Annotated in this window: 22 protein-coding genes and 1 riboswitch; of the genes, 4 read left to right on the forward strand and 18 right to left on the reverse strand. The window is 29.8% G+C overall.

Features of this window, described 5'->3' with window-relative positions:
• Positions 1–2 precede the first annotated feature (2 nt).
• Complete coding sequence (yfmF, locus tag QX51_RS16535) at positions 3–1,277, reverse strand: EF-P 5-aminopentanol modification-associated protein YfmF (RefSeq protein WP_039681006.1); 1,275 nt, start codon at positions 1,275–1,277, stop codon at positions 3–5.
• Between the two features lie 360 nt (positions 1,278–1,637).
• On the opposite strand from yfmF, the gene ychF reads away from it, so the two are divergent.
• Positions 1,638–2,735, forward strand: a complete 1,098-nt coding sequence (gene ychF, locus QX51_RS16540) for a redox-regulated ATPase YchF (protein ID WP_039681007.1) — start codon at positions 1,638–1,640, stop codon at positions 2,733–2,735.
• A gap of 176 nt (positions 2,736–2,911) precedes the next feature.
• Positions 2,912–3,385, forward strand: a complete 474-nt coding sequence (locus tag QX51_RS16545; RefSeq protein WP_039681008.1) for a pyridoxamine 5'-phosphate oxidase family protein — start codon at positions 2,912–2,914, stop codon at positions 3,383–3,385.
• Positions 3,386–3,516: 131 nt separating this feature from the next.
• On the opposite strand, the gene codA is transcribed toward QX51_RS16545, so the two are convergent.
• The 4 genes from codA to QX51_RS16565 all read right to left on the reverse strand — a co-directional run bounded on the left by codA (position 3,517) and on the right by QX51_RS16565 (position 9,178).
• Positions 3,517–4,779, reverse strand: a complete 1,263-nt coding sequence (gene codA, locus QX51_RS16550) for a cytosine deaminase (RefSeq protein WP_039681009.1) — start codon at positions 4,777–4,779, stop codon at positions 3,517–3,519.
• Positions 4,780–4,833: 54 nt separating this feature from the next.
• On the reverse strand, positions 4,834–6,105 hold the full coding sequence (gene codB, locus QX51_RS16555) for a cytosine permease (protein WP_039681010.1): 1,272 nt from the start codon (positions 6,103–6,105) through the stop codon (positions 4,834–4,836).
• Between the two features lie 343 nt (positions 6,106–6,448).
• Positions 6,449–7,813 (reverse strand): amidohydrolase, encoded by a 1,365-nt coding sequence (locus tag QX51_RS16560; protein ID WP_039681011.1) that lies wholly within the window; start codon positions 7,811–7,813, stop codon positions 6,449–6,451.
• A 21-nt stretch (positions 7,814–7,834) separates the two neighbouring features.
• Positions 7,835–9,178, reverse strand: coding sequence for an NCS2 family permease (locus QX51_RS16565; protein WP_082007858.1), 1,344 nt, complete (start codon positions 9,176–9,178; stop codon positions 7,835–7,837).
• A 129-nt stretch (positions 9,179–9,307) separates the two neighbouring features.
• Positions 9,308–9,408, reverse strand: a riboswitch (purine riboswitch).
• Positions 9,409–9,969: 561 nt separating this feature from the next.
• Here QX51_RS16565 and QX51_RS16570 point away from each other — a divergent pair.
• Complete coding sequence (locus tag QX51_RS16570) at positions 9,970–11,319, forward strand: dicarboxylate/amino acid:cation symporter (RefSeq protein ID WP_242842767.1); 1,350 nt, start codon at positions 9,970–9,972, stop codon at positions 11,317–11,319.
• A 113-nt stretch (positions 11,320–11,432) separates the two neighbouring features.
• Here QX51_RS16570 and hydA read toward each other — a convergent pair whose 3' ends face one another.
• The 8 genes from hydA to QX51_RS16620 all read right to left on the reverse strand — a co-directional run bounded on the left by hydA (position 11,433) and on the right by QX51_RS16620 (position 20,672).
• Positions 11,433–12,824, reverse strand: a complete 1,392-nt coding sequence (gene hydA / locus QX51_RS16575) for a dihydropyrimidinase (RefSeq protein ID WP_039681012.1) — start codon at positions 12,822–12,824, stop codon at positions 11,433–11,435.
• Positions 12,825–12,929: 105 nt separating this feature from the next.
• Entirely contained in the window at positions 12,930–13,670 is a 741-nt protein-coding gene (locus tag QX51_RS16580; protein WP_039681013.1) for an isochorismatase family protein, read from the reverse strand.
• A 294-nt stretch (positions 13,671–13,964) separates the two neighbouring features.
• Complete coding sequence (locus QX51_RS16585; RefSeq protein WP_052233126.1) at positions 13,965–15,338, reverse strand: sigma-54 interaction domain-containing protein; 1,374 nt, start codon at positions 15,336–15,338, stop codon at positions 13,965–13,967.
• A gap of 226 nt (positions 15,339–15,564) precedes the next feature.
• Complete coding sequence (gene grdA / locus QX51_RS16590; RefSeq protein WP_079764688.1) at positions 15,565–16,035, reverse strand: glycine/sarcosine/betaine reductase complex selenoprotein A; 471 nt, start codon at positions 16,033–16,035, stop codon at positions 15,565–15,567.
• Between the two features lie 44 nt (positions 16,036–16,079).
• Positions 16,080–17,387: a sarcosine reductase complex component B subunit beta gene (grdF, locus tag QX51_RS16605; RefSeq protein WP_082007859.1), complete on the reverse strand. Its 1,308-nt coding sequence runs from the start codon at positions 17,385–17,387 to the stop codon at positions 16,080–16,082.
• Positions 17,388–17,405: 18 nt separating this feature from the next.
• Positions 17,406–18,692, reverse strand: coding sequence for a sarcosine reductase complex component B subunit alpha (gene grdG / locus QX51_RS16610; protein ID WP_039681018.1), 1,287 nt, complete (start codon positions 18,690–18,692; stop codon positions 17,406–17,408).
• 455 nt (positions 18,693–19,147) lie between these two features.
• A complete protein-coding gene (locus tag QX51_RS16615) occupies positions 19,148–19,558 on the reverse strand; it encodes an FxLYD domain-containing protein (protein ID WP_039681019.1) in 411 nt (136 codons plus the stop codon).
• Between the two features lie 94 nt (positions 19,559–19,652).
• Positions 19,653–20,672: a serine/threonine-protein kinase gene (locus QX51_RS16620; RefSeq protein WP_039681020.1), complete on the reverse strand. Its 1,020-nt coding sequence runs from the start codon at positions 20,670–20,672 to the stop codon at positions 19,653–19,655.
• Positions 20,673–20,742: 70 nt separating this feature from the next.
• On the opposite strand from QX51_RS16620, the gene QX51_RS16625 reads away from it, so the two are divergent.
• The gene (locus tag QX51_RS16625) at positions 20,743–21,183 is read left to right on the forward strand and encodes a hypothetical protein (RefSeq protein WP_052233127.1); all 441 of its coding nucleotides are present in this window, start codon (positions 20,743–20,745) and stop codon (positions 21,181–21,183) included.
• Between the two features lie 144 nt (positions 21,184–21,327).
• Here the strand turns inward: QX51_RS16625 and metA are convergent, their stop codons facing one another.
• The 5 genes from metA to QX51_RS16650 all read right to left on the reverse strand — a co-directional run bounded on the left by metA (position 21,328) and on the right by QX51_RS16650 (position 26,642).
• On the reverse strand, positions 21,328–22,245 hold the full coding sequence (metA, locus tag QX51_RS16630) for a homoserine O-acetyltransferase MetA (RefSeq protein ID WP_039681021.1): 918 nt from the start codon (positions 22,243–22,245) through the stop codon (positions 21,328–21,330).
• Positions 22,246–22,391: 146 nt separating this feature from the next.
• The gene (locus QX51_RS16635) at positions 22,392–23,675 is read right to left on the reverse strand and encodes an Nramp family divalent metal transporter (RefSeq protein WP_052233128.1); all 1,284 of its coding nucleotides are present in this window, start codon (positions 23,673–23,675) and stop codon (positions 22,392–22,394) included.
• A 33-nt stretch (positions 23,676–23,708) separates the two neighbouring features.
• The gene (locus tag QX51_RS16640) at positions 23,709–24,476 is read right to left on the reverse strand and encodes a LamB/YcsF family protein (protein WP_039681022.1); all 768 of its coding nucleotides are present in this window, start codon (positions 24,474–24,476) and stop codon (positions 23,709–23,711) included.
• A 22-nt stretch (positions 24,477–24,498) separates the two neighbouring features.
• The gene (locus QX51_RS16645; protein WP_039681023.1) at positions 24,499–25,284 is read right to left on the reverse strand and encodes a putative hydro-lyase; all 786 of its coding nucleotides are present in this window, start codon (positions 25,282–25,284) and stop codon (positions 24,499–24,501) included.
• A 17-nt stretch (positions 25,285–25,301) separates the two neighbouring features.
• Complete coding sequence (locus QX51_RS16650; protein ID WP_039681024.1) at positions 25,302–26,642, reverse strand: acetyl-CoA carboxylase biotin carboxylase subunit; 1,341 nt, start codon at positions 26,640–26,642, stop codon at positions 25,302–25,304.
• Positions 26,643–26,645: the final 3 nt, after the last annotated feature.

Consider the following 26,645-nt stretch of genomic DNA (forward strand, 5'->3'; position numbering starts at 1 on the left):
TATTATGCCTCCTTGTTATTACTTAAAAAGTATATAGTATCTAATTGAATATTTTTAAATGCATCAACTATATCTTCTACTGTAATTTTATCTATTCTCTCTATAATCTTTTCCACAGTTGCATTTGTTTGACCCATACTTTGCGAGAAGTAAAAATCAGATGCTCCTCCTATTGAATCCTTTATTGTTTTTAATGAACTTATTAAGGCGCTCTTGCTATTTAATAATTCTTCTTGTGAAATTTGTCCTTCTTTTAAGTATTCTAATTGTTCTTTAATTAGCTTAACTGTTTTATCATAGTTCGCATTTTCTATTCCAGAAGCTATAAACATTGATGTCTTATATTTTTCCAGTGAAGAATAAATATAATAACATAAACTTTCTTTCTCTCTAACATTTACAAATAACTTTGAATGAGGACCTCCGCCAAGCACATTAGACCCTACAAATAAAGAATAATATTTATGTTCATCTTTATAGTCAATGTTACATCTAAATCCCATAACAAGTTTCCCTTGAGTTATATCCATATCTTCTTTTATTACTTTGACTTCTTCCACCCTTTTATTGAAATCTGCTCTAGGTATTTCTATTATATTTTCTCTATGAAAGTTAAATCCGTCAGATATTATCTTTACTATTTCTTCTTCATCAAAATTACCTTCTACAACTATGTCTATAGGAGAAGTTTTCATAATTTCCATATAATGTTCATAAAGACCTTTTGCTGTTATTTTATCGATATCTTCTAAATAGCCTAAATCACTAATTCCATATCTTTCGTCTTTAAACATTTCTTCACGAGCACGCTCAATAGCATATCTTCCTTTATCATTTATAATAGACTCTATTCTATTTTTTAAATTTTCTTTTTCAATTTTCACATATTCTTCTTTAAATCCGCCATCTATAACTAAAGGATGATTAACTACTTCATCTAAAAATTCAACCACTGGTTTAAATATCTTTTCATCTAAATATTTCTCATCAGTACTAATAATTTTAAAAGTAATGACTTGTGTTTCACCTCTTTTACTACTATCAGCACCTATAGAAACTCCATATAAATCATCTTGATGCTTAGACATTTCTCTAGCACTTGGGTATTTTTCACTCCCACTTTTTATTATAGAAGGAAGTATAGCATTCATTGTTACTTCTTCTTTATCTAATAATCTTTGGATATAAATACTTACTAAGTTTGTTTTGAATTTTTCTTCTGGTATTAAAGTCAGATTAATGCCTTTACCTAAGTTTATTGTTTTATTTTTTTTCATTTTTACCTCCTATTATGAGTACTAACTTGTATATACAATAAATGATTTATATATTCAAAATTTTTCCTTTTACTTAATTATATATCTTTTATTATTTTCTAAAATACTTATTTTTATTTTATTTGAACATTTTTTATTAGGATATGCTAAAATCTAAGTTAAAATCCCATTAATAATATAAATTCTTACAAAAATAATGTATTTTACAAATAATAACTTAATTCAAACGTGTTTACACATATTAAGATTATGATGTATAATCAATATGTATGTCTAGAAAATATTAAGATGTGTTTACAATTTATGTATAAATAAAATTGACAAATATGTAAATTCATATAAGAAAGGAAGATTATTAATATGAAATTAGGTATAGTTGGATTACCAAACGTTGGTAAAAGTACACTATTTAATGCTATAACTCAAGCAGGAGCTGAATCTGCTAACTACCCTTTCTGTACAATAGAACCAAACGTAGGTGTTGTTTCTGTTCCAGATGAAAGATTAGAAGTACTTAGAGAAATGTACGATTGTAAAAAAGTTGTCCCAACAGCAATAGAATTCTGTGATATAGCAGGTCTTGTTAGAGGAGCTTCAAAGGGTGAAGGTTTAGGAAACAAATTCTTATCTCACATAAGAGAAGTTGATGCTATAGTTCATGTTGTTAGATGTTTCGATGATCCAAACGTTGTTCACGTGGATGGAAGTGTTGACCCACTTAGAGATATAGAAACTATAAACTTAGAATTAATATTCTCTGATATAGAAATATTAGAAAGAAGAATCTTAAAAAGTAGTAAAGCTGCTAAAGCTGATAAGTCTATCGCTGCTGAAGTAGAATTCTTAAAAGAAATATTATCAGTTCTTGAAGAAAATAAATCAGTTAGAACTATGGACTTAACTGATGATCAAAGAGAATTTGTTGAAACTTTAAATTTATTAACTTCTAAGCCAGTAATATATGCTACAAATGTTTGTGAAGATGATTTAGCTGATGAAGGCGAAAACAACGAATATGTTAACAAAGTTAGAGAATTTGCTGCTGAAGAAAATGCTGAAGTTGTTGTTGTTTGTGCTCAAATAGAATCAGAAATAGCAGAATTAGAATCAGAAGAAGAAAAGAAAGAATTCTTAGAATCATTAGGACTTGAGCAATCTGGTCTTGATAAATTAATAAAATCTTCTTACTCTCTGCTTGGACTTATGTCTTACTTAACTGCTGGTGTTCAAGAAGTTAGAGCTTGGACTATAACAATAGGAACTAAAGCTCCACAAGCAGCCGGTAAAATCCACTCTGATATGGAAAAAGGATTCATAAGAGGTGAAATAGTAAACTATAAAGATTTAGTTGAATGTGGTTCTATAGCTAATGCTAGAGAAAAAGGTAAAGTTAGACTTGAAGGTAAAGAATACGTAATGCAAGATGGTGACGTAGTTAACTGGAGATTTAACGTTTAAAAATTAATATAAAATAATTAAGTCAATGATGGATGTATTCCTTTATTGACTTTTTATTTTTACTATATAAATAACAAAATTTTTTAATATTCTGTATATTTTTCAAATACATTTTTTTACATTTAATAGTGCTATAATTATTACATTAGTAAATTATATTTTAAGGGGATGGGATTTTGAGAAGAAATGATAAGGCGGTCAAAGATATCGATGTAATCAAAAATATTATCTCTAAATGTCAAGTTGTCAGAGTTGCCATGTGTAAAGATGATGTACCTTATTTAGTTCCTTTAAATTATGGCTATGAGTTTAAGGATGGGGAACTTATTCTTTATTGCCATTGTACTAATAAAGGTAAAAAACTTGATATTTTAGATGAAAATCCAAATGTATTTATTGAAATTGATAATGAAAAAGATGTTATTGCAGGTAATACTCCTTGTGAATTTGGACTTGAATACTTTAGCATAATGTCTCCAGGTAAAGTTGAGTTTATACATAATATTTATGACAAAATCCATGGTCTAAATAAAATAATGGAACATTATACTTCTAAGGATAAGAATGACTTTAAAAATGAAGCTTTAAATAAGATTTTCTTACTAAAAATCACATGCACTAATCTTTCTGCAAAAATCTGTAGTAAATAATTTAGACTTTTAAAAAGGTGTAGTATGAAATAAAATATTTTATTTCATACTACACCTTTTATATTTATACTAATATTAATTAAGCTTATACTAAAAAAGCACATTGATGATTACATCAATATGCTTTTAAATTATCTTTTAAAGTCAATTATTTGTCTACTTCCAAAATCAACAGTAGTTTCACTTAACGTTGTATTAGCTATAACTCTTCCCTCTCTAATTGAATAATAAACTTTTACTTGCCTTCTTATAGCATCATACTCACTTTCTGCTGGAAGTATAATCATATTACCTGGCTTTCCAACCTCTATACCGTATTTATCACTTATATTTAAAGTTCTTGCAGAGTTGTTAGTTATTAAATCTATTGATTCATTTATCTCACTATACCCCATCATTTGACATACATGAAGTCCCATATGAAGGACTTGTAACATATTTCCTGTTCCTAGTGGGTTCCATGGATCCATTATATCATCGTGACCAAAACATACATTAATCCCTGCTTCGACCATTTCCTTAACCCTTGTGATACCTCTTCTCTTTGGATAAGTATCAAACCTTCCTTGAAGATGTATATTTACAAGAGGATTAGCAACGAAGTTTATTCCGCTCATTTTTAGTAGTCTAAATAATTTATATGTGTATGCCCCATTGTATGAATGCATTGCAGTTGTATGACTTGCAGTTACCTTATGCCCCATGTTGTATTCATAAGCTCTAGTTGCTAGAACTTCTATAAATCTTGATTGCTCATCATCTATTTCATCACAGTGAACATCTACTAATACATCATATTTTTTAGCAAGTTCCATCATTTTATTTATACTTTCTACTCCGTATTCTCTTGTAAATTCAAAGTGAGGTATAGCACCTATTACATCGGCTCCAAGCTTTAATGATTCTTCTAATAATTCTAATCCATTAGGGTATGAAAGTATTCCTTCTTGAGGGAAGGCAACTATTTGTAAAGTTACATAATCTTTTAATTCTTCTCTAAGTTCTATCATAGCTTTCATTGCAGTAAGCTGTGGATCTGTGGTATCTACGTGAGTTCTTATAAATTGAATTCCGTTTGCCACTTGCCAAGATATAGCTTTTCTTGCTCTAGTTTTTACATCTTTTATACTTAAGAATTCTTTTCTTTCTGACCAACGCTCAATTCCTTCAAATAAAGTTCCACTCTCGTTCCACTTAGGCTCTCCTGCTGTTAAAGTTGTATCTAGGTGAATATGTGGTTCTATAAATGGTGGTACTACTAAAAATCCATTAGCATCTATGATTTCTTCACCTGCTACTTCTATATTTTCTTCTATTTTAGTTATTACACCGTTTTCTATTAGTATATCTACTAAGTTGTCATTATTTCTTAGTTTTGCTCTTTTTATTAACATCTGTTTATCCTCCTAAGATACTTGCTATGATATTACTACCTCGCTAAGTTTATATTATGCTGCTATTTTTTCCTCAACTTCTAATTTTACTTCTTTTTTCACTGTTATTTTTGTTAATACTACATAAGTTATTATTGCCGTTAATACTGAGTTTACTGGAGTTATTCCAGGAATTGTATAAGCTCCTATTACACCTGCTACCCAAGCTATTATTGCATTTATATTTACTGATTTAAATTTAGTTGTTTTAAAGTCAGTATATTTTCCTTTGTTTATTATTAAGTAATCCGCTATTAAAACTGCTCCTGTCGCTGGTATAAATGAGTTTAACATGTTTAACCAAGCCATAAAGTTATTATAAAGAATCATTGCTAAAAGCGTTCCAACTATACCGTTTATTATAACCATTCTACTCTTAGGTTGCTTAGTTATATTTGCAAACCCAAGTCCTGAACCGTATAATGCATTATCATTTGTTGTCCATATATTAAGTCCTAATATTATTATTGCTGGTATTATTAAACCTTGTGCAAACATAACTTCTGATATATCAGCTTGTCCAGTTGCCATAGCTCCTATAGCTCCAAAAGCTAACATTAATGAATTTCCTATTAAAAAAGCTATTACAGTAGTTGATACCGCTGTCTTTCTATCCTTTGAGAATCTTGTAAAATCTGGTGTTAAAGTACCACCACTTATAAATGTACCTACAACTGCTGCCAAAGCAGCACTCATTGTCATACTTCCTGTTGGCTCTATAGATAATAATCCTGCTATTCCACCTACATCTGTTATTGCTTTTCCTGCTGATACACTTCCAAGTATAGCTATTGCAGGTACTGCTATCATACTTAATATTGTAAGTGACTTCATTCCAAAGTATGCTGTTGCTGTCATAAATAATCCTGAAACTATTATTAATGTCCATAAGTTTATTCCTGTTACTTTAGAAACTGGTATTGCAAACATTGCAACACCTACTCCAAACCAACCTACTTGTGTTACTGAAACTAAGAATGATAAAAGGTATGAACCCTTTTCTCCAAATGAGTATCTTGCAAGTAAGTGAGTTGAAAGTCCTGTATCACCTGCTATATAAGCTAAAAGCCCTGTGTAAATACATAATAAAATATTTCCGAATATTACCGCCTTTATAAAGTCTCCCATATTAAGACTTGTTCCTATATTTCCTCCTGCCAACATACTCGCAGAAAAGAATGCAAATCCTAGCATTACCACTAACATCGATAAGAATCCTTTCTTTGCTACTTGTGGTATCGCCTCTAATGAATAGTCGTGATCTTGATGTTGTTGTTTGTTGTTCATATTTATCTACCTTTCTTTTTAGTACCTAAAAAGAAAAACTCCCTGCAATTGCAAGGAGCTTCGAATCGTAATAATTTATCTGTTTATATCTAACTACCGATAGTTAAATGCAGATATAGTTATACTAAATTACTATCTTTTATAATTTTCTTCCGAAAACCTTGCCAGTTTCTCTGAACTGAATTAAAGGTACTATATGATTTTTTATTATATATAATTTATCATAGTTGTCGAAATTTGTAAAACATTTTTCTCTCATTATTTATAGTAAAATTTTCAAATATAAATCTATATGTAAAAGCGTATGTGATATAAAATCTACATACGCTTTTGTAAAGTATATTTATTTAACTATTTTAAACTTAGACTCTAATTTTATCCCAGCTTTTTCTCTAATCTTTTCTGCTTGTAATTTAACTTTTTCTAATAGTTCTGCTTCATTTAAAACAACTATTTCTCTTTCTTTCATTAACCATTTCCCATCACATATAGTTGATTCAACATTTTGACTACTCATCGAATACACTATATTTCCTATTGGATTGTGCATTGGTAATGAGTGAATATCATTTCCATTTAAGATTATCATATCAGCTTTCTTCCCTACTTCTAAGCTTCCTATTACATTTTCCATAAGTGCACACTTTGCTCCATTTAAAGTAGCCATTTCTAATATTTGTTCTGCATATACTACTTCTGGATTTAAAGTTCTTCCCTTATGAATTAAAGAAGTTAAGTACATATCTCTCATCATATCCATTCTATTATTTGAAGGAGCACCATCTGTACCTATTGATACTGGTATACCCTTATATAACATCTCTGGTATAGATGCAAATCCAAGAACAACTTTCATAGCTGCTGCTGGATTATGAGAAACTTTAACATTATTTAATCTGAATAAATCTAATTCTCTATTATTTAACCACACTGTGTGTACTGCTAATAAATTTGGTCCTAAAACACCTAATTCATTTAAATGTTCAACTGTTCCAAACCCTTTTCTAGTTTTAGCAAAATCTATTTCATCTGCAATTTCTGCTATATGCATGTGAATCCCAGTGTTATATTTATCTGCTAATTTTTTTGTTTTTACTATTAATTCATCAGAGTTATTAAATATTGTTCTTAAACCAAACCATATTTTAACTCTTTCATCACAAGAATTATTATATTTTTCAAATAGCTCTATTTGAGTATTTAGCTCTTCTTCACAAGTTTTATTCCAAGCTTCTGGTAATCCTTCACCATTGTCCATTACTGATTTTGCAAGGCAAGCTCTAATACCTGTTTTATCTACTGCTTCTACCATAGCATCAACATATTGACCGCCTGATTCTAAGAATGTAGTAACACCAGATTTTATTAACTCTATACAACATGCTATAGATGAAATTAGTGAATCCTCATAATTAAAACTGCTTTCATAAGGCCAAACTCTATCTCTTAGCCATGTAAGAAGATTTACATCATCTGCTATACCTCTACCTAATTGTTGAGATAAATGCACATGAGTATTTACGAAACCTGGCATTAATATTTTGCCCTTTGCATCGTAAATTTCAGCACCTTCATTTATTAAACTTTCATCCACATGACCTACAGCTTTTATTATGTTCTCTTCTATAAGTATACTACCATTTTCATATACTTCTCTTTCTTCATTCATTGTTATTAAAAAGCAATTTTTTATAAATAATTGTTTCATTTTATATCTCCCTTAAACATTCTAATTAAGTGCCAAATTTATTACTGATAAAATTCCTATTATCCAAAGTGTTAAACTTACTTTATGAGCCTCTTTTGAAACAACATGCATTAATATATAAGAAATAAATCCAAAACATAAACCTATAGATATGCTGTAAGTCAAAGGCATTAATAATATTGTTATAAATGCTGATACAGCTATTTTACTATCATCAAAGTTTACTTGTTTTATACTTGTAAACATAAATACCCCTACCATTACTAATGCTGGTGCTGCTGCGTATGAAGGAACAGCTCCTAAAAGTGGAGTAAATAATAATGTTACTAAAAATAATATGGCAGTAACTACTGATGCAAGTCCTGTCCTTGCTCCTGCTGCTATACCTGCTGCCGATTCTCCAAATGTAGTAACTGTACTTGTTCCAAGCAATGAACCTATTAATGTCGAAGTAACATCCGCATATAACATTCTAGGCAGACCGTTTATATTTCCGTCTTTATCTTCAAGTCCCATTTGTTTACAACAACTTATTAAAAATGCTAATGAGTCAAACATATCTATGAACATAAATGAGAATATTGGCCCTATTAAGGCGAACTTAAGCGCTCCTAATATATCTAATTTAAATGCTACTGGCTCTATACTTGGTGGAGCTGATATAATTGCAGTTGGTAATTCAACATATCCTGTAACTATTGATATAATTGTTGTTATTACTATACTTATTAAAATACCACCCCTTACTTTTTTTACTTCAAATACGAACATTAAAGCAAGCCCAAGTAAAGATATTAAAACTGTTGGTGTAAATTCTCCTAAAGCTACAAGTGTTGATTGGTCAGCAACTATTACACCCATACTTTTTAATCCTACAAATGATAGAAATAAACCTATCCCTGCTGCTGAAGCTATACTAAGTTCCTTAGGTATTGCCTCTGCTATATATTTACGAACTCCTGTTACTGCTAAAATAAAGAAAATCATTCCCGAGATGAATACCACACCTAAAGCTTGTTGCCAAGATACACCTTGACCTAAAACTAAAGAATAAGTAAAGAATGCATTTAACCCCATACCTGGTGCAAGTGCGAAAGGTGCATTTCCTAAAAATGCGAATATTAACGTACCAATGGCAGTAGCTAAAATAGTAACTGTTATAAGTGCTGCTTTGTCCATCCCCGCATCTGCTAATATGGCTGGGTTAACAAATACAATATATGCCATTGTTAAAAATGTTGTAATACCACCGATTACTTCTGTTTTTATGTTTGAACCACGTTCGCTATATTTAAATATTTTATCTAAAATTGATGTCGAACTGTTTTCTCCTCTTTCCATTTCATGCTGTCTTTGTGCTTCCATATTTCCTCCTAAAGATATATTAACATTACTAAAAAATTTCGTTTTCTCTGATCTACATGTCGCCAGCGACCTAAAAAAAAGATATACATTCTAATGAATAGAACATATATCTTTATAGAATTTAATCCTTAAGATTCTGTAACTATTCATAGTGATCTCATTTACGGTGAGTTCGTAGAAACTTATGGACCATATTACCATTATATACGAATATTTTTCTTTATTTTTTATTAATTATACAGATTTCGACAATATTTTTCAATACCTTTTCTTAAATTACATTTATTCTTTATATTGTTAATCCTTAACTATTAACTTCTTTAGAAAATAAGCTAACTTATTTATCTACTCTATATACAAAATTCAAACTATAGGTAACTAAATCAAAAACAATTGCTCAAATATTACTACTTGAATCCTGTCTATGAGTATAGATTTTGCAACAATTAAAGCCCCATAGAAAAACAAGTAAAAAGCATTTAATAACAACCTTTTATTTAATTTAATAATACACACTCCTCCTATTATTAGAAATATTAACATAGACATTAACTTAAGCATATTCAATTTTATAATTGAATAGTACTTTTCTACTCGTATAAAAATTATTTTTACTACAAATATTGACAATATTTTCTTTATAAATTATTATATTGAATCAATAGGATACCTTTAAGATAGTCCCGTGAGACTAATAAGGAAATGTACTTATATATTATTACAGTATTTTGCCTTAATGTTTTTTGATATTAAGTTTTTTGGTGTCCTAAACTAAAAACTTGGAGGATACTATGAACATAAAAACAACAAAAAATAATGCTAATAATTTAGCTATTAAAATGGTTATCTCTTTAATATTAGGATTAACTTTAGGAACATTATTTATCTTTTTAAGAGAAAATTTAATTTCAAATGGAAATGCAAATACTTGGACTATAATTAATAATTTATTATTCCAAGATATAAGTTCGCCAGATGGAGCCAATTCTGTAGGACTGTTTTATATAATAGGACAACTATTTATAAATTCATTACAGTTAGTTATTATACCTATGGTGTTTACATCTATAACTCTTGCTATATGTCATATTAGCGATACTAGAAAGTTAGGTCGTATTTCATATAAAACAATATTAGGTTTTTTAATAACTTCATTATTTGCATTAATTCTTGCCGGCATATTTGGACTTGTAGCTCATAAATTAGGATTATTTAATGTAAATATAACTAACATAGCTTCTAGTGAAGGTACTACTGGAAGTAACCCATTACTTGTATTTGTTCAAGCAATACCTAATAACATTACAAATGTATTTACTGATAATGGAAGAGTTTTATCTGTTGTGTTTTTAGCAGCAGTTTGTGGTCTATGCATCAATACTTTAGGCAATGAAATCCAAGTATTAAAAAAATTATTACAAGATATTAATAAGATAATAACTACTTTCTTAACTTTTGTAATAACTAAATTTGGACCGGTTGCAATTTTTGTACTTATTACAAGAACTTTTGCAATATACGGTATTGATCACTTAAAACCAGCTCTTGTATATGTTTTAACTACTACTATTGCATTATTAATATTCTTAACTGTTGGTTATGGATTATTTATAATGTTATCAACAAGATTAAATCCTATAATATTTGTAAAGAAAATATCTAAAGTAGCTTTATTTGGATTTTCAACATCATCATCTGCAGCTACTTTACCTTTAAATACAAAAACTGTAACTGAGGAATTAGGTGTATCTAAAGACATTGCCTCTTTCACTTTACCTTTAGGAATGACAATAAATATGAATGGTACTGCTATAATGCAAGTAATCGCTGCAATATTTATAGCTTCTAGTGCTGGATATGATGTAACTATAGTTAACATAGCTTTAATATCACTATTAGCCTTAATAGCTTCAGTTGGAACTCCTGCTGCTCCTGGTGCTGGTGCTATTATATTATTTACTGTATTAACTAGTATGGGATATCAAAATGATGCGGCAATACTTGCCTATTCATTAATTCTTGCAATCAACCGTCCAGTTGAAATGCTAGTTACTTCACTTAATGTGGTTGGTGATGCTGCAACATCAGTATATGTTGCAAAATCAGAAGGTGCTTTAGATGAAAGTATCTATAATAATTAATAACTAAAGAAGCTGTATTCAAACTTATTTTGAATACAGTTTCTTTTTATTCTTTAAAACACTGTGGGCTTTAATATAATTTAAAAAGTAAGCATATGAATTTTCAACACTTTCTATTTTTCAAATCCGTCATAACAAAGCGCGTATGCTTTTGGTTTAATATATTGTCCTTTACCTTTTTCGCCAACAAATTTTCCTCTTTCAGCAACAATCTTTCCTCGTAAAAATACTTTATCTGCTATACCTTTTCTTTCAAATCCTTCAAATGCTGCATAATCAGTTCCTTCATAACTATCTGCATGTGTAATAATACCTTCATATGAAGGATCATATATTACTATATCTGCATCTGAACCTGGAAGTATCACTCCTTTTTGAGGGTATAATCCTACTATTTTAGCCGGTGTAGTTGAGAATATTTCTACAAATCTTTGTCTTGAAATTTTTCCTTTTTCTACACCTTGAGTCCAAATCATAGCCAATCTATCTTGAACACTTGGACAACCATTAGGAATTTTAGCAAAATTATTAAGTCCATCTTTTTTCTTTTCAAACCCTCCTGAAACTGCTGCATGATCTGATCCTACCGATAATAAATAATTATTTTTTATTCCATCCCACATTGCCTCTAGATGTTCATCTGTTCTAAGAGCTGGTGAGCAAACATATTTTGCACCTTCAAAATTTGGTTTTTCTAAGAAAGATTGATTTAATGTAAGATAATGAGTACATGTCTCACCATATATAGGCAAACCTCTTTCATGAGCTGCTTTTATATGTTCCATTGCTCCTTTTGAAGAAACATGAACAACAAATAAAGGACATCCAGCAAGTTCTGCTAAATAAATAGCTCTTTGTGTAGCTTCATCTTCCACAATAGGAGGTCTAGAATATGCATGATATACAGGCTCAGTTTTGCCTTCTGCAATCAATTGATTTTGAAGAGTGTATACCATATCTCCATTTTCTGCATGAACCATTATTGTAATTCCATATTTTTTTGCAAGTTGCATTCCTTTAAATATAAGGTCATCTGGAACCATAAAAGGTGTGTATTTATACGCCATAAAAAACTTAAGGGTAGTAATTCCCGCATCAACCATTTTAGGTATTTCATCAAGTAAACTTTCACTAGTATCCATAACCATACCATGGAATGAATAGTCAGATGATGATTTGTCTTTTGCAAATTCTTCATCTTGTATTTTAACAGATTCTATTATACCTTTTCCCTTTATTTGAGGTGCAAAATCAACAATTGTAGTAGTTCCTCCAACTAAAGCTGCATGAGACGTTTCGAATGAAAGTGTGGCAAAGGATCCCATATGCACATGTTCATCTACTCCACCTGGAAATACATATTTTCCAGTAGCATCTATAATTTCATGTCCATCTTCACATAGATTTACTCCTATTTGAATAATTTTCTCTCCTTCAATAAGTATATCTCCAATAAATTCATCATTAGCAGACAATATTGTACCATTTTTAATAATTATCCCCATAAATATCCTCCTTTTAAAAATAGGGAGCACTAGATGTGATGTGCTCCCTATTTCTATTAAGTAAATACTTTTTATAAAATTTTAAGTACGTTTTATATTTGAATATTATTTATTATCCAATTTTCTTTCTGGAGTTCTATAAACACTTGAATCTATTCCTTCTAAATACTTGACAACTTCTTCAACAGAAACAACATCACAGAATTTAGCTTCCATATCAAATAAGTTCCACTCTATAACACCAGGAACTCTATCTCCAACTGTTCCTCTTGGTACTATAGTTTTAAATCCGTACCCAGTCGAATCCATTACTGTATGTCTAACACATGCACAAGAAGTAGCTCCCATTACTATAAGAGTATCTACACCTAAATAGTTAAGTGTTTGAGCTAAATGAGTTCCAAAGAAATTAGATGCATATTTTTTATGAATAACTGGTTCTTCAGGTCTTGGTTTTAATTTAGGATCTATTTCTAGCCAATCAGTATTTATATCAAGAGCACTCATAGGTATTTTTTCATCCCATCTTGGTAAATCCCATTGTCTTTCTCCAACATATCCAGTTGTTGTATGGAATATAGGTACTCCAGCTTTTCTTCCAGCTTCTAAAACTTTTAGAGCTTCTGCACAAACTTCTTCAGAGTGATCACATGTAAATGGATGACCTTCACTCATCCAAGCTTTAGCCATATCTACAGTTGTTATAGCTGGAGCTTTACCATACCCCATTTTTCTCATGAATCCTCTTTCTTTGTAAATCTCTCTAGCTTCTGCAAATGCCTTTCTTAATAATTCCTCGTCAAATTTATATTGGTCAACAAATTTGTAATCTTTATTTTCTGCCATAATTAAATCTCCCTTCAAAATTTTTGTTATTTATTAAGGGACTCTTCCCTTTGCCTTTATATATAGCAAAGTTCATGCCAAAACCAAGTCATCTAAAAATTCAGTTATACGGCCATTTCTTATCCAACAATTAACAAAGTATTTGCACTTTTGCAAAAATATACCTTCAAATTTATTAAACATGTCTTATATACAGTCTTTATTAAAAATGCAAAATATATTAGTTTTTTGCATTTTTACAAATAAAGAATATATTTATCTTAAAATTATTTTTAGTTCACTAATAAATTTATTTTAATATGTAAATTTTAAATTGTATTTATTCATTTTCCTTGATAGCGTTGAGTAATGTATTCCCAATACCTCTGATGCCTGTTCTAAAGTATGATATTTTTTAATAGTATCTTCAATAATTATTTTTTCATATAAACTTAAAAGATAATTTAACTTTTCTTTTTTATCATCACTTTTATACTCAGAAATCATTATTTGTGATAAAATTTTTCCTGGAATTGAATCTACTTCTATGTTTCTTTCGCTTACTATAAATAAGTACTCTACTATATTTTCAAGTTCTCTAACATTTCCTGGATAATTATATTTTATAAGGTAACCCATAGCTTCTTTTGATATAGTCTTATTTACTTTATATTTATTATTAAGTTTTTTTACAAAGAAATTAATAAATACAATTATGTCATCTGCCCTCTCTCTAAGGGGCGGTATTGTAATTGGAAAAACATTAAGTCTAAAAAAAAGATCCTCTCTGAAATTACCAGATTTTACGTCTTCCTCCAAGTTTCTATTAGTAGCTGCAATAACTCTAATATCAAGCTTTATACGCTCTTTACCTCCTACTCTTGTAATTTCTTTTTCTTGAATTGCACGTAATAGTTTTGATTGTACAGATAACTGTAGTTCTCCTATCTCATCTAAAAATAATGTTCCTCCATTTGCAAGTTCAAAAAATCCTATTTTTCCATTTGGTAATGCTCCTGTAAAAGCTCCTTTTTCATATCCAAAAAGTTCTGATTCAAACAACTCCTTTGGTATAGCCGCACAATTCACCTTAATAAAAATATCATTTTTTCTTCTACTTAATCCATGAATATATTTGCTAAGTACTTCCTTACCTGTACCTGATTCACCATATATCATAACTGTTGAATCGAAATCCGCAACTTTACTAGCCAATATAGCAGTTTCTTTCATTGCTTTACTTTCAAATATAAATTCTTCATTTTTATTAATTATTTTTTTTAAGCTCGTCATTTCTTGATTAACCTTTTCTTGATTGGCAACGTGCTGTTTAATTTCCGATTTAAGTTTTAATAGCTCTTCAATATTTCTAGTATTATTAATAACACCTATGATATTGTGATCATTATCAAAAATAGGTTGTGCTGAACTAAATGCAGATTTACCTGTTACATATTTATGTGTAGTGGAAACTGATTTCCCCATCTTCAAAACATCCAACGATATGGCTTTATTTATAGTTCCATCTTTTAAAAGCGCCGATAGATTTTTATCTATAATATCTTTCCTTTCTAACCCTGTAATTTTTTCATACTGGGAGTTTACATAGATTATTTTACCACTTCCATCTGTGATTAGAATTCCGTCAAAAGATGAATCTAGAGCTTTTTTATAAAAACTTGTTAACAAGATTTCCACCCCTTTTTAGGATTTTTCTCCTTAAATTTACATATTTTTATCTTCTTTATGACTAATATTCTATTTACAGGTATGATTTCCTTCAATTAAATATGTTACTTTCAGCTATATCTAAATCAGCAGAAATCCTCACTTTACAAAATTAAAATATTTTAATCATAAAAATAAAGGGAGAAAATAGTTAATCTTCTCCCCTTATTTCCAAATTTATATGATTTTAATATTTACAAAATTCATCTCTTATTGAGATCATTTCTTTAATTATATCATCAACATCTAATACCATTTCCATCATACCTATTTGCTCTTCATATACATTGCTATCAAACTCTTCTTTTACTTGAGGTTCACAAGCATGATATACTTGAAGTCCTAACTGGACTCCTGTCAATGGACCAGCAAATGTTGGATCTCCTGCAGTAACTGTTTCTGCAGCAAGACCTGCTGCCTCACCTTCTGATGCACCTAAAATAACCACAACATTTCCACAACCAAATTCTACTGCAAATTCCTTTACTCTTTTTTGATTTTCCAAGTCCATTGCTCCAGCAGCTGTTCAAACAAAACATTCTGTTGAAGAAAAGACAACTTCTCCTCCAGCTGTTTTTACGCACTCTTCTATAGCAGGACCTGGAATACCATCTCTATCTCCAATAATAATAACTTTTTTATTTTCCAGTATACTCATCAAAGCATATCCCTTATAAATTCTTATATAATATTAAAAAGTTTTTATTCAAATACAGTTTGATCATTTACTTCTGTTTGCAATGCTTTTAAAGCCCTTAAAACTAATTCTTTTCTTATTTTTTTACTTCCTTCTTTATCTAAGTCTGGATTTCCAAGAGGATGCGGTATTCCAATAGCTGGTACTATTCTATTTGCACCTATTGTTAAAGAAATAGGAACTACAGTACAAATATGAACTACTGGTATACCGTATCTTTCTATTTCTTTTACCATCGTTGCACCGCAACGAGTACAAGTACCTCACGTAGAAGTTAGAATTACACAATCTACTTTATCATCTATTAATTTTTTACCAATTTCTTCACCAAATCTCTTAGCATTACCTACACTTGTTCCTGTTCCTGTTGTAGCCATAAAATAATTTGATACGTCTCCAACTACACCTTCTTTTTCTAACTCTCTTATTACATCTAAAGGAACTACCAAGTTAGGATTCTCAAGTACAAAAGATCTATCATAACCACCATGTATTGTAGTAAATTTATCTTTACTCATAAAGTCCATACCTGATAAGTCATATGTCCCAAACTTAGTTGCACTAGAAGATTCAATTTTATCTGGATTATCTGTAGGAACTATACCTCCAGAAGTTACTAAAGCTATTTTAGCTTTTGACATATCTTTTATAGGATTTGCTGGCACTACTCTATCAAAATTGGGCATTGGATATTCTGTTTCAAATTGATTTTTATTCATTTTTTTTACTAACATATCAACAGCTCTTTCAGATCCTCTTAATTCATGGAAATAATTTTTTCTTATTCCTCTTTGAATATATCCTTCTTCTTCTGGTGAGCCTATCTCTTCTTTTTTAGCTAATTTTAAAGCTAACTTAGCAAAACCTGGTACAGATTTTCTAAGTGTTGCTGCTGAATTTCCAGTAGATATAATATTTAAATCTAATTTAAACATATCTACTCCTGGATTCTCTTTGTACATACCTGTAATTACAGGTATGTTTAACTCTTCTTCTACAGTTTTACAAATTGCACCACAAGCAACACCGTATCTTCCAGCATTAAATGCTGGTCCTGCTATAAATAAATCTGGATTTTCATCTTTTATCATTTTTAAAAGCTCTTTTGTAGCATCTTCCATATGTTCTCCAAAATAAGTATCTCCACATATTACAGTTGATACTATTTCAGCTTCTTCATCAAAAGCTTTTTGAATTGCCATACCAGGTCCTACAACTCCGCTTCTTTTTTCAGGGGGTATATTTGCTTTTTCTTCTCCCCCTACTCCAGCAAAGAAATTGTTTATATAATGAACTACTCTTATTTTACTCATAATCTTCCCTCCTTCTTTTTAATACCATTTAGCAGTTAAATGATTATATCCATTAGCTATAGTTGATGCTATTATTATTTGAAGTTCTGCATCCATACTTCCATCTTCATTTAAACAACCTTTGTATCCGCCTATCATCATTTCCACATATTCAAGAGTTCCAATTATCTTATCCATTGCAGGAAAATGAACAACTAAATTACCTTGACCACAAGAAACAACTGCATCAGCTTCTTTAGTAGCATCTGCTACAGATTGACTCTTACCATCTCTTCCTGGAAATTCATCTGTAATGAGTACCACATCTGAACCTACATCAGTACATTTTTTACAATTCATCATTAAATCTGTGTCTGGATTTCCATAACCTTCTTCAGTAATAATAACTCCATCAATTCCTAAGTACTCTACTAGTTTTGCTACCATATCAGAACTTCTTTCTTTATCCATCAAAAATACATTTTCATTAGTTAAAATAACACCTACAAAATTTAAATCCTTTCCATGTCTTTTATATAAATCCTCAATTACAGGATTGTTTAAATGATGATAAGTTGTAACCTTATCACAAGGTGCAACACAGTTTCCTGAAATAATAGCTCCATCCATTATTTCTGTAGGATACATTAAAGTTGGTACTATTTGTTTTGCATCTACACCATAATAATATGTGTCATGGAGTAAACCTTGTGATTGTAACATATGAACATAAGCCACTGTTGGTAAATTAGGATACTCTTTTATTTGTTCTCTTATAGGTTTAGTTTCATAAACTATAACTTCATCAGGTTCTACATCTCTTCCTACTTCACCTAAGTAAGTAGCTACTCTTAAACCAGCCATTCTAGCTGCTTGCTCATATGAATGTGCTTCTAAATTATCCTTCGGTTCCATCATTATGCATAAATTATTCGTCATTGAAAAAGGTGTATATTGTGCTATTGGTCCGCTCATGTCAATAATTCCTTCTTGAAAGGCTACAATATTTCCTCCTGTAACAACACAAGCACCTTTTAACGCATTAGTTCTTCCACTACCAACTGTTTTCACCTTGTTCAAAATTCCAGGGAATATACTTCCTTCCCCAAAAACTTTTACCCTAGGCTCAATTACATCCTTAACAGGAGCTATTCTAACAGATTCTCCCGGTCTAGCTATATCCACATTTACACTTTTTATTCTATCATCACTTAACACTATCTCTTCTACTTCTCTCTTATAAACATATAATACTGAGTCTATAACTTCTGTCTTCTGTGCAAATTGAATATCATTAATAAATATCTTTCCTAATTCTAACTTCATGAAGCAACCCCCTTGCATAAGTTTTATTGATTGATTTATTCTATAATTGCAAAATAATTTGTTTACTTTTATACAAGCAATACTTATGCCAAAATATATAAGTTATAAAATCCACCTATACAGCCATTCTATTTATAAATAATACCTATAATTTTGCAGTTTTGCAAAAATACATAGCATGGTTATTCTTTATGATTGAAATAATGTTTTACCAAAATTGCAAAATAAAATTCTATTTTGCAATTTTGCAAATAAAAAATTCCCTTCGCCTGAGCGACGTGTCGTCGCCAACGGCTTCGTCCGTTTCTCAAGTAGCAAAGCTGAAAATTATATGTTATCCACAAAACAGATAACATATAATTCCTTACAATTAAAAAGTGTGCATTTTACCTCAAAATGCACACTTAATCTATATTATTTAAATACCCTATTTATAAACCTATCTTATTAATTATTTATAAAACACTTGATTTTGCTTTAATATCATATTTCTCAAAATCACCTTCCGAACAGAAGATTTCAATTTTTCTCTTCTCACCTGGAGCTATTTCTGTCTCATTAGTAAATGACTTTTCTATAACTGTTCCATCTGAATCCATTAGTTTATATTCAAATTCAACATAGTCTAAAACCTCATTACTAGTATTTTCAAAAATACCAACTATCTTCGTACTATAATCTCCTCTTTTTACTTCCCATTTTATATTTTTAGCCATTTCTTGTACTTTATTATCATTTTCTACTGTTTCTTGTTCTACTTCTTTTATTGCATTATCTACACTAGATACTCCTGCTCCAACTAATGCTGCGCAACCTCCAACAACAACTACAAATCCTATAATAATACCTACTAATATTTTTTTCATTTTTTACCTCCATAAGTAATTCTCTAGTCATAAATTAATTATATAAATCTACTTATGGTTATTGGTATGCTGTCAGCATACAAATGAAATTTTTTTAATTCATAGTTAAAGTTAGTAATCCTCCTCCAATCAATAATATACCTGTACTATAAATCCAATAACCTACTACCCTTATTAAAATTCTTTCACTTTTTAATAAAGGTAGTTTATTTTTTATATTTAGATAATTAGTAAATATAAAGTAAATAGATAGCAGCATCACAACAAGTGTTACATTACCTAAAAACTCCTTGAAACTTTTAGCAATAAATAATCCCATTATTAAAAATAAATACCAAAAAGTAGCACATATCATATAGATAAAGTTTTTAGATCTAAAACCTGGTAATGTTTTAGAATTATTATTCAAATGTTTTTTTAAATCAAGAACATTATCATATCTTTTTTCTGCAGAAATATGAGTACATTTTTTTATTATGTCTTTTAACAAAGTATTATTCAACTCTTCTTTTATATGTTTTCCTGTGGTTAAAACATTCATCATTACACCCATAGCATATATATCACTTCTACAGTCTGTTTGATCAAATCCAAACTGTTCTGGAGACGCATATCCTTTTGTGCCTAAAAGTGTGGTATCTAAGCTTTCACCTTCTTTGTAGGTTCTTGATATATCAAAATCTATTAATTTTAGTACGTTATCGTTACTTATAATTATATTTGCTGGTTTGATATCCCTGTGAATTATAGGTGGATTTAAACTATGAATTTCATTTAAAACGTCACATAAGGAAATCATATATTTAATTACCTCTGACTCTTTTAACTTATTTTCTTTTTCTAAAATTGTTTGTAAAGTGTCTCCATTTATAAATTCTTCAATAATTATAAGTTTATCTTCATTTTCTAATATTTCATAAATTTTAGGTATATTTTTAGAATTTATATTCTTTATGCTTTCATATATTTCTTTTGTATATTCTTTTATTTCTTTTTTAATATAAATTTTTTCATCCTGCATATTTTGTACTAAAAAAATTTCAACTTTTCTACTTTTGTGAATGGATTTTAGCTCTTCATATAAAGATAATTTAAATTCTGTATTTATATTCAATTTTGCACCTCATCTTATTGATTTTGTAACCTTAAAATTATATCATATTACAAGGAGAGGTGAAATATATATGGAAAATCTAGAAACTGTAAAGCTTATGAGCTTATTAAATAATATAGATGATGAATCTAATTTGGATGATTTTATATCAAATACTTTAGATAATTCTAAAAATATAAGACTTTGCGAATACTTTGAAGAAGTATTTAGAGAAAAAAATTTAAGTAAAAGCACTGTTATTAAAAATGCTGATTTAGATAGAACTTATGGTTATGAAATTCTGAGAGGAGATAAAAAACCTAGCCGAGATAAAATTTTACAACTCTGCATAGGCGGTGACTTTACTTTAGCTGAAACAAATAAGGCTCTAAAAATAGGTAATTGTGGTGAGCTTTATCCCAAAATTATGAGAGACAGCGTTATAATATTTGGGATAAATAAAAATTTAAATATACTTCGTATTAATGAACTTCTATCTTCTTATAATGTTGCATTATTAGGATATGAATAATAATATTATTATTTACTAGGATAGACTATCAGTAATTTCATCTTCAAAATATAGTTTACTCTTGATGCTACAAATAAAAATAAAATACTTACAAATAAAAAAGTGTAGAAAAATCTACACTTTTTTATAATCATATATGAAAAGTTAATTTATTTCATCAATATTATATGGTGTATTTTGATATACACAATAATTTAACCAATTTCCAAATACTATATTGGCACTTTCTCTCCAAGTTACTAAAGGAGTAGTTTTATCATCATCATTTTCAAAATAATGTTTAGGTACGTCTATAGTTAGCCCTTTATCTAAATCCCTTAAATATTCTCCTTTTAAAGTTTCTCTATCATACTCTAAGTGACCGGTTATAAATATTTGTCTTCTACTTTTATTTGCCACAATAAATACTCCTGCTTCATCAGATTCTGATAATATATCTAATTCAGCAACCTTTTCTATGTCTTCTTTTTTAATTTCTGTATGTCTAGAGTGAGGTGCATAAAATATATCATTTAATCCTCTAGTTAAATTATCATGTTCAATATTATTTCTATGTTTAAATACTCCAAATAATTTCTTCTCTAATCCATATTTAGGAACATTATAATGATGATAAAGTGCAGCTTGTGCTCCCCAACATATATGAACTGTGGAGTAAACATGAGTTTTGGTCCAATCCATGATTTCCTTTAATTCACTCCAATAATCCACTTCTTCAAATTCCATCTGCTCAACTGGCGCTCCAGTAATAATAAGTCCATCAAATTTTTCATTTTTTACATCATCCACATATCTATAAAATTTTTCTAAATGTTCCAAAGGCGTATGATTTCCAGTATATGATTTCGTTTGAAGTAGGGTTATTTCAACTTGAAGTGGTGTGTTTGAAAGATATCTAAGAAGTTGATTTTCAGCTTGAATTTTTATTGGCATTAGATTCAATATCCCTATTTTAAGTGGTCTAATATCTTGATGATCCGCTCTTTCTATATTCATTACAAAAATATTCTCATTGGATAGTACATTGTATGCAGGTAACTGTGATGGTATTTTTATCGGCATTTATTTTCCCCCTTTTCATTTCCCTTTTTATCTATTTAGCATTAATTATAGCACAATAATATCTTTTGTTAATTAATAAAGCATACTAAAATATAAGGATAAGGTTTTATAATAAAACCTTATCCTTATATTAAGTAATATTAAATTTACATAAATAATCCTTTTACAGTTTCAGCAAATGATAATAATGAACGATAGCTTATAGCTAAAGTTACACATAATATACATAGTCCTAATACATTATTCCAAAGCTTATTCTTATATTCTCCTAAGTCCTTATGATTTAATACATATATTAAGAATATTGCGATAATTGGTAATATTATAGCATTTGCTGCTTGAGCAACTAATATAAGTTCTGTTGGACTTGCAGACATTCCAAGAGCACTAAGTACAATACCTACCCCAAGAACTATCATCCAAACTATCTTGAACTTCATACTTTTCATATCTTTTTCATATCCAAGAGCACCTGTTGTAGCAAACGCTGCTGAAAGTGGTGCTGTAATTGCAGAAGTAAAACCTGCTGCAAATAATCCTATACCAAAGAACCATTTAGCCCATGACCCAAGAAGTGGTTCTAGTTGCTGTGCCATAACTGCTCCACTATCTACTGCTACACCAGTTCCATGGAAAGATGCTGATGCTGAAATGATTACAGCCATAGATATAAGTCCACCAAGTCCTATAGATATAATTGTATCTATTCTTGCATTTTTTAGATCTTCTTTTTTAGTCCATCTTTCAGACACTGAAGATGCATGTAAAAATAAATTATAAGGAACTACTGTTGTCCCAATAAGACCTACTATAGTTAACCAGTCATTTGCTCCTGCACTTGGTACAAACATACCTTTTATTATTGCTCCTAAATCTGGTTTTGAAACTATGGCAGTAGTAAAGAATGTTACACTCATAACTAAAACTAATCCGATTAATATTTTTTCTATCTTTTTATAATTCCCTGACCAAAGTAATGCAAATGCAACTACACCTAGTAACGGTGCCCATATAGTATTTGGAACCTGTGGTATTAATGTTGAAAGTCCCATAGAACCACCAACTAAGTTACCTGTTTCATAAGCTATATTTCCTAAAAATATGGCAACTATTACAATTCCTACTGCTATTGTTTTTAATGTTTTACTAGAAATTTTTTCTCTAACATTTTCTCCTAAGCCTTTTTGCGTTATTATTCCAAGCCTTGCAGCCATCTCTTGGAATATAATTGTGGCAATTGTTGAAAATAACATTGCCCAAAGTAGAGTATATCCACTACTTGCACCTGATTTTGTACAAGTTGTTATTGTTCCTGGTCCTATAAATCCAGCTGCTATTAATGCCCCTGGACCTATGTTTTTTAATCTTTCTTTAAGTTTACTTTCTTTTTTGACGATTGTTTCAATTGAACTATCTTTTAAAACTTCCATTTCCATTCCCCCTTCTAAATTTTTAAAATAAGATTATAAGACCTGAGATAATGGTTTTATCTCTATATTTTCTTCTTTTAATTTTTTATTTATTTTTTTTACAAACTCCAAAGCTTTTATTCCATCTCCATGAACACAAATAGAATCAGCTTTTATATATATTTTTTTTCCACTTATAGTTTTCACTTGTTTTTTTGTTATCATATCTATTACTCTGTTCATTGCTTCTTCTTCATCAGTTATTACAGCACCCTCTTTTTTTCGACTTACTAAAGAACCATCTTCTTCATAAGCTCTATCTGCAAAAACTTCATTTGCACATTTAAGACCTATCTCTTCTCCAGCTCTAACTAGCTCACTTCCACTTAATCCAAGCAATATTATTTTTTTGTCAAATTCATATATACCCTCACATATAGCTTTGGCTAAGCTATAGTCTTTAGCTGCCATATTATATAATGCTCCATGAGGTTTTACATGATTAAGCTTTACATTTTTACTTTTACAAAATCCATATAATGCCCCTATTTGGTATTTTGTATATGCTTTAGCTTCCTCTAAAGAAATATCCATATTTCTTCTACCAAACCCCATCAAATCTAAAAATCCTGGATGAGCTCCAATAGATACATTATTTCCCTTTGCTAATGCTACTGTTTTTTCCATAACAACTGGATCTGATGCATGAAAAGCACAAGCTATATTTACAGAAGAAACATATTTAATAACTTCTTCATCTAATCCTAATTTATATCTTCCGAAACTTTCCCCTAAGTCACAATTTAAGTCTACTCTATACATAACATCATCTCCCAAAATACTTCTATTCCTTTAAATCTTCATTTTTAATATCCGTAATTAACATATGTCCTGGTGAATGAGTTATAACTATCCTTGGCTTCACATTCATAACTACTGATTGAGGTGTTACACCACAAGGCCAAAATACTGGTACTTCACCATTTTTAATAGTTACACTATCTCCAAATTCAGGATTGTTAATATCTTCAATTCCAATTATCCCAGGGTCTCCAATATGGATTGGTGTTCCATGAACCTTTGGAAATTGCTCTGTTACTGTAACTGCTTTTATTATTTGCTCATAAGGAATAGGTCTCATACTTACCACCATATTTCCTTTAAATATTCCTGCTTCCTTGCATTCAATATTAGTTTTATACATAGGAACATTACAATTTTCACTAATATGCCTTACTTCAATATGATTTTTTATTAATTCTGATTCAAAAGAAAAACTACATCCTATTAAAAAACTAACAAAATCTTCTTGCCAAAATTTTTCTACGTCCTCATATTCTCCCCTTAATATCCCATTTTCATATACTCTATACTTTGGAATATCTTTTGCAATATCTACATCTTTTGCAATATATTTTAACTTTCTACTCCCTACGTCTGATACTTCTAAAATAGGACATGATTTTGGATTTCTTTGTGTAAACAATAGGAAGTCATAAGCTAAATCTTTAGGTAAGATTACTAGATTTGCCTGAGCATAACCACTACACATACCAGATGTTGGTTTTGTATACTTACCTTCTCTAATTATTTGTCTAACTTTAACTGGTGACTCCTTTGAGTAATCCATTTTTATTCCCCCCATTTTTATCCTAATAATTCCTCTATGAATCCTGTATTTGCTTTACCCTCTACATAAACTGGATTATTCACAATGGAATATTGAAAATTCACATTTGTTTTAATTCCTCCTACAACTAGTTCATCTAAAGCCATTTTCATTTTTTCTATAGCTTCTTTTCTATTACATCCGTGAACTATAATTTTACCTATCATAGAATCATAGTTCATGGGAATTTTGTATCCAGAATATACAAATGTATCAACTCTAACTCCATTTCCTCCCGGAAGATTAAGTGAAGTAATTTTTCCTGGACATGGTAAGAAATTATCAGCTGGATTTTCAGCATTTATTCTACATTCAATAGCATGTCCTTTTATTTCTATATCATCTTGTGTAAAAGATAATTTTTCACCATAAGCAATCTTTATCTGCTCTTTAATTAAATCTATTCCTGTAACCATTTCTGTTACTGGATGTTCCACTTGAATTCTAGTATTCATTTCAATAAAATAAAAATTAAAATCTTTATCCATTAAAAATTCAATTGTACCTGCATTTTCATAATTTACTGCTTTAGCCGCTCTAACTGCTATTTCCCCTAGTTTTTGTCTTATTTCACTACTTATTGCTGCTGAAGGTGACTCTTCTATCATTTTTTGATGATTTCTTTGTATGGAGCAATCTCTTTCTCCTAAATGAACCACATTTCCATGACTATCACCTAAAATTTGGACTTCTATATGTTTAGGATTTTTAATATATTTTTCCACATACATGGTATTATCATTAAAGGCATTTACTGACTCTATTTGAGCTAAATTAAATAATTTTTCAAAATCAGAATCTTCATCTACTATTCTCATACCCTTTCCTCCACCTCCAGAGGATGCTTTAACTATGACCGGATATCCTATTTCATCTGCAATTTTCTTACCATCTTCACTTTCAAATACTGGTTCTTTGCTTCCAGGAACTACAGGTACACCTGCCTCAATCATAGTATTTCTTGCTTTCGACTTGTTTCCCATTGAATCAATAATTTTACTATCTGGACCAATAAATTTAATATTATTTTCTTTGCATAAATCTACAAAATCACTTCTTTCAGATAAGAAACCAAAGCCTGGATGTATAGCCTCAGCTCCACTAATTAGAGCTGCTGAAATAATCTTTGTCATATCTAAATAACTTTCTCTTGAATTTCCTGGCCCAATACATACTTTTTCATCTGCTAAAACTGTGTGAAGTGAATTTTCATCTACTTGCGAATAAACTGCCACTGTCTTTATTCCTAAAGTTTTACAGGCTCTAATTATACGAACTGCTATCTCTCCTCTATTTGCAATTAATATCTTATTAAACATAAC

Source organism: Terrisporobacter othiniensis (assembly GCF_000808015.1).
Taxonomy (GTDB): Bacteria; Bacillota; Clostridia; order Peptostreptococcales; family Peptostreptococcaceae; genus Terrisporobacter; species Terrisporobacter muris.

Coding starts and splice junctions, on each gene's coding strand:
- yfmF (WP_039681006.1), bottom strand. CDS start 1,277: ATGAAAAAAAATAAAACAATAAACTTAGGTAAAGGCATTAATCTGACT.
- ychF (WP_039681007.1), top strand. CDS start 1,638: ATGAAATTAGGTATAGTTGGATTACCAAACGTTGGTAAAAGTACACTA.
- codA (WP_039681009.1), bottom strand. CDS start 4,779: ATGTTAATAAAAAGAGCAAAACTAAGAAATAATGACAACTTAGTAGAT.
- codB (WP_039681010.1), bottom strand. CDS start 6,105: ATGAACAACAAACAACAACATCAAGATCACGACTATTCATTAGAGGCG.
- QX51_RS16560 (WP_039681011.1), bottom strand. CDS start 7,813: ATGAAACAATTATTTATAAAAAATTGCTTTTTAATAACAATGAATGAA.
- QX51_RS16565 (WP_082007858.1), bottom strand. CDS start 9,178: ATGGAAGCACAAAGACAGCATGAAATGGAAAGAGGAGAAAACAGTTCG.
- QX51_RS16570 (WP_242842767.1), top strand. CDS start 9,970: ATGAACATAAAAACAACAAAAAATAATGCTAATAATTTAGCTATTAAA.
- hydA (WP_039681012.1), bottom strand. CDS start 12,824: ATGGGGATAATTATTAAAAATGGTACAATATTGTCTGCTAATGATGAA.
- QX51_RS16580 (WP_039681013.1), bottom strand. CDS start 13,670: ATGGCAGAAAATAAAGATTACAAATTTGTTGACCAATATAAATTTGAC.
- grdG (WP_039681018.1), bottom strand. CDS start 18,692: ATGAAGTTAGAATTAGGAAAGATATTTATTAATGATATTCAATTTGCA.
- QX51_RS16615 (WP_039681019.1), bottom strand. CDS start 19,558: ATGAAAAAAATATTAGTAGGTATTATTATAGGATTTGTAGTTGTTGTT.
- QX51_RS16625 (WP_052233127.1), top strand. CDS start 20,743: ATGGAAAATCTAGAAACTGTAAAGCTTATGAGCTTATTAAATAATATA.
- metA (WP_039681021.1), bottom strand. CDS start 22,245: ATGCCGATAAAAATACCATCACAGTTACCTGCATACAATGTACTATCC.
- QX51_RS16635 (WP_052233128.1), bottom strand. CDS start 23,675: ATGGAAGTTTTAAAAGATAGTTCAATTGAAACAATCGTCAAAAAAGAA.
- QX51_RS16640 (WP_039681022.1), bottom strand. CDS start 24,476: ATGTATAGAGTAGACTTAAATTGTGACTTAGGGGAAAGTTTCGGAAGA.
- QX51_RS16645 (WP_039681023.1), bottom strand. CDS start 25,284: ATGGATTACTCAAAGGAGTCACCAGTTAAAGTTAGACAAATAATTAGA.
- QX51_RS16650 (WP_039681024.1), bottom strand. CDS start 26,642: ATGTTTAATAAGATATTAATTGCAAATAGAGGAGAGATAGCAGTTCGT.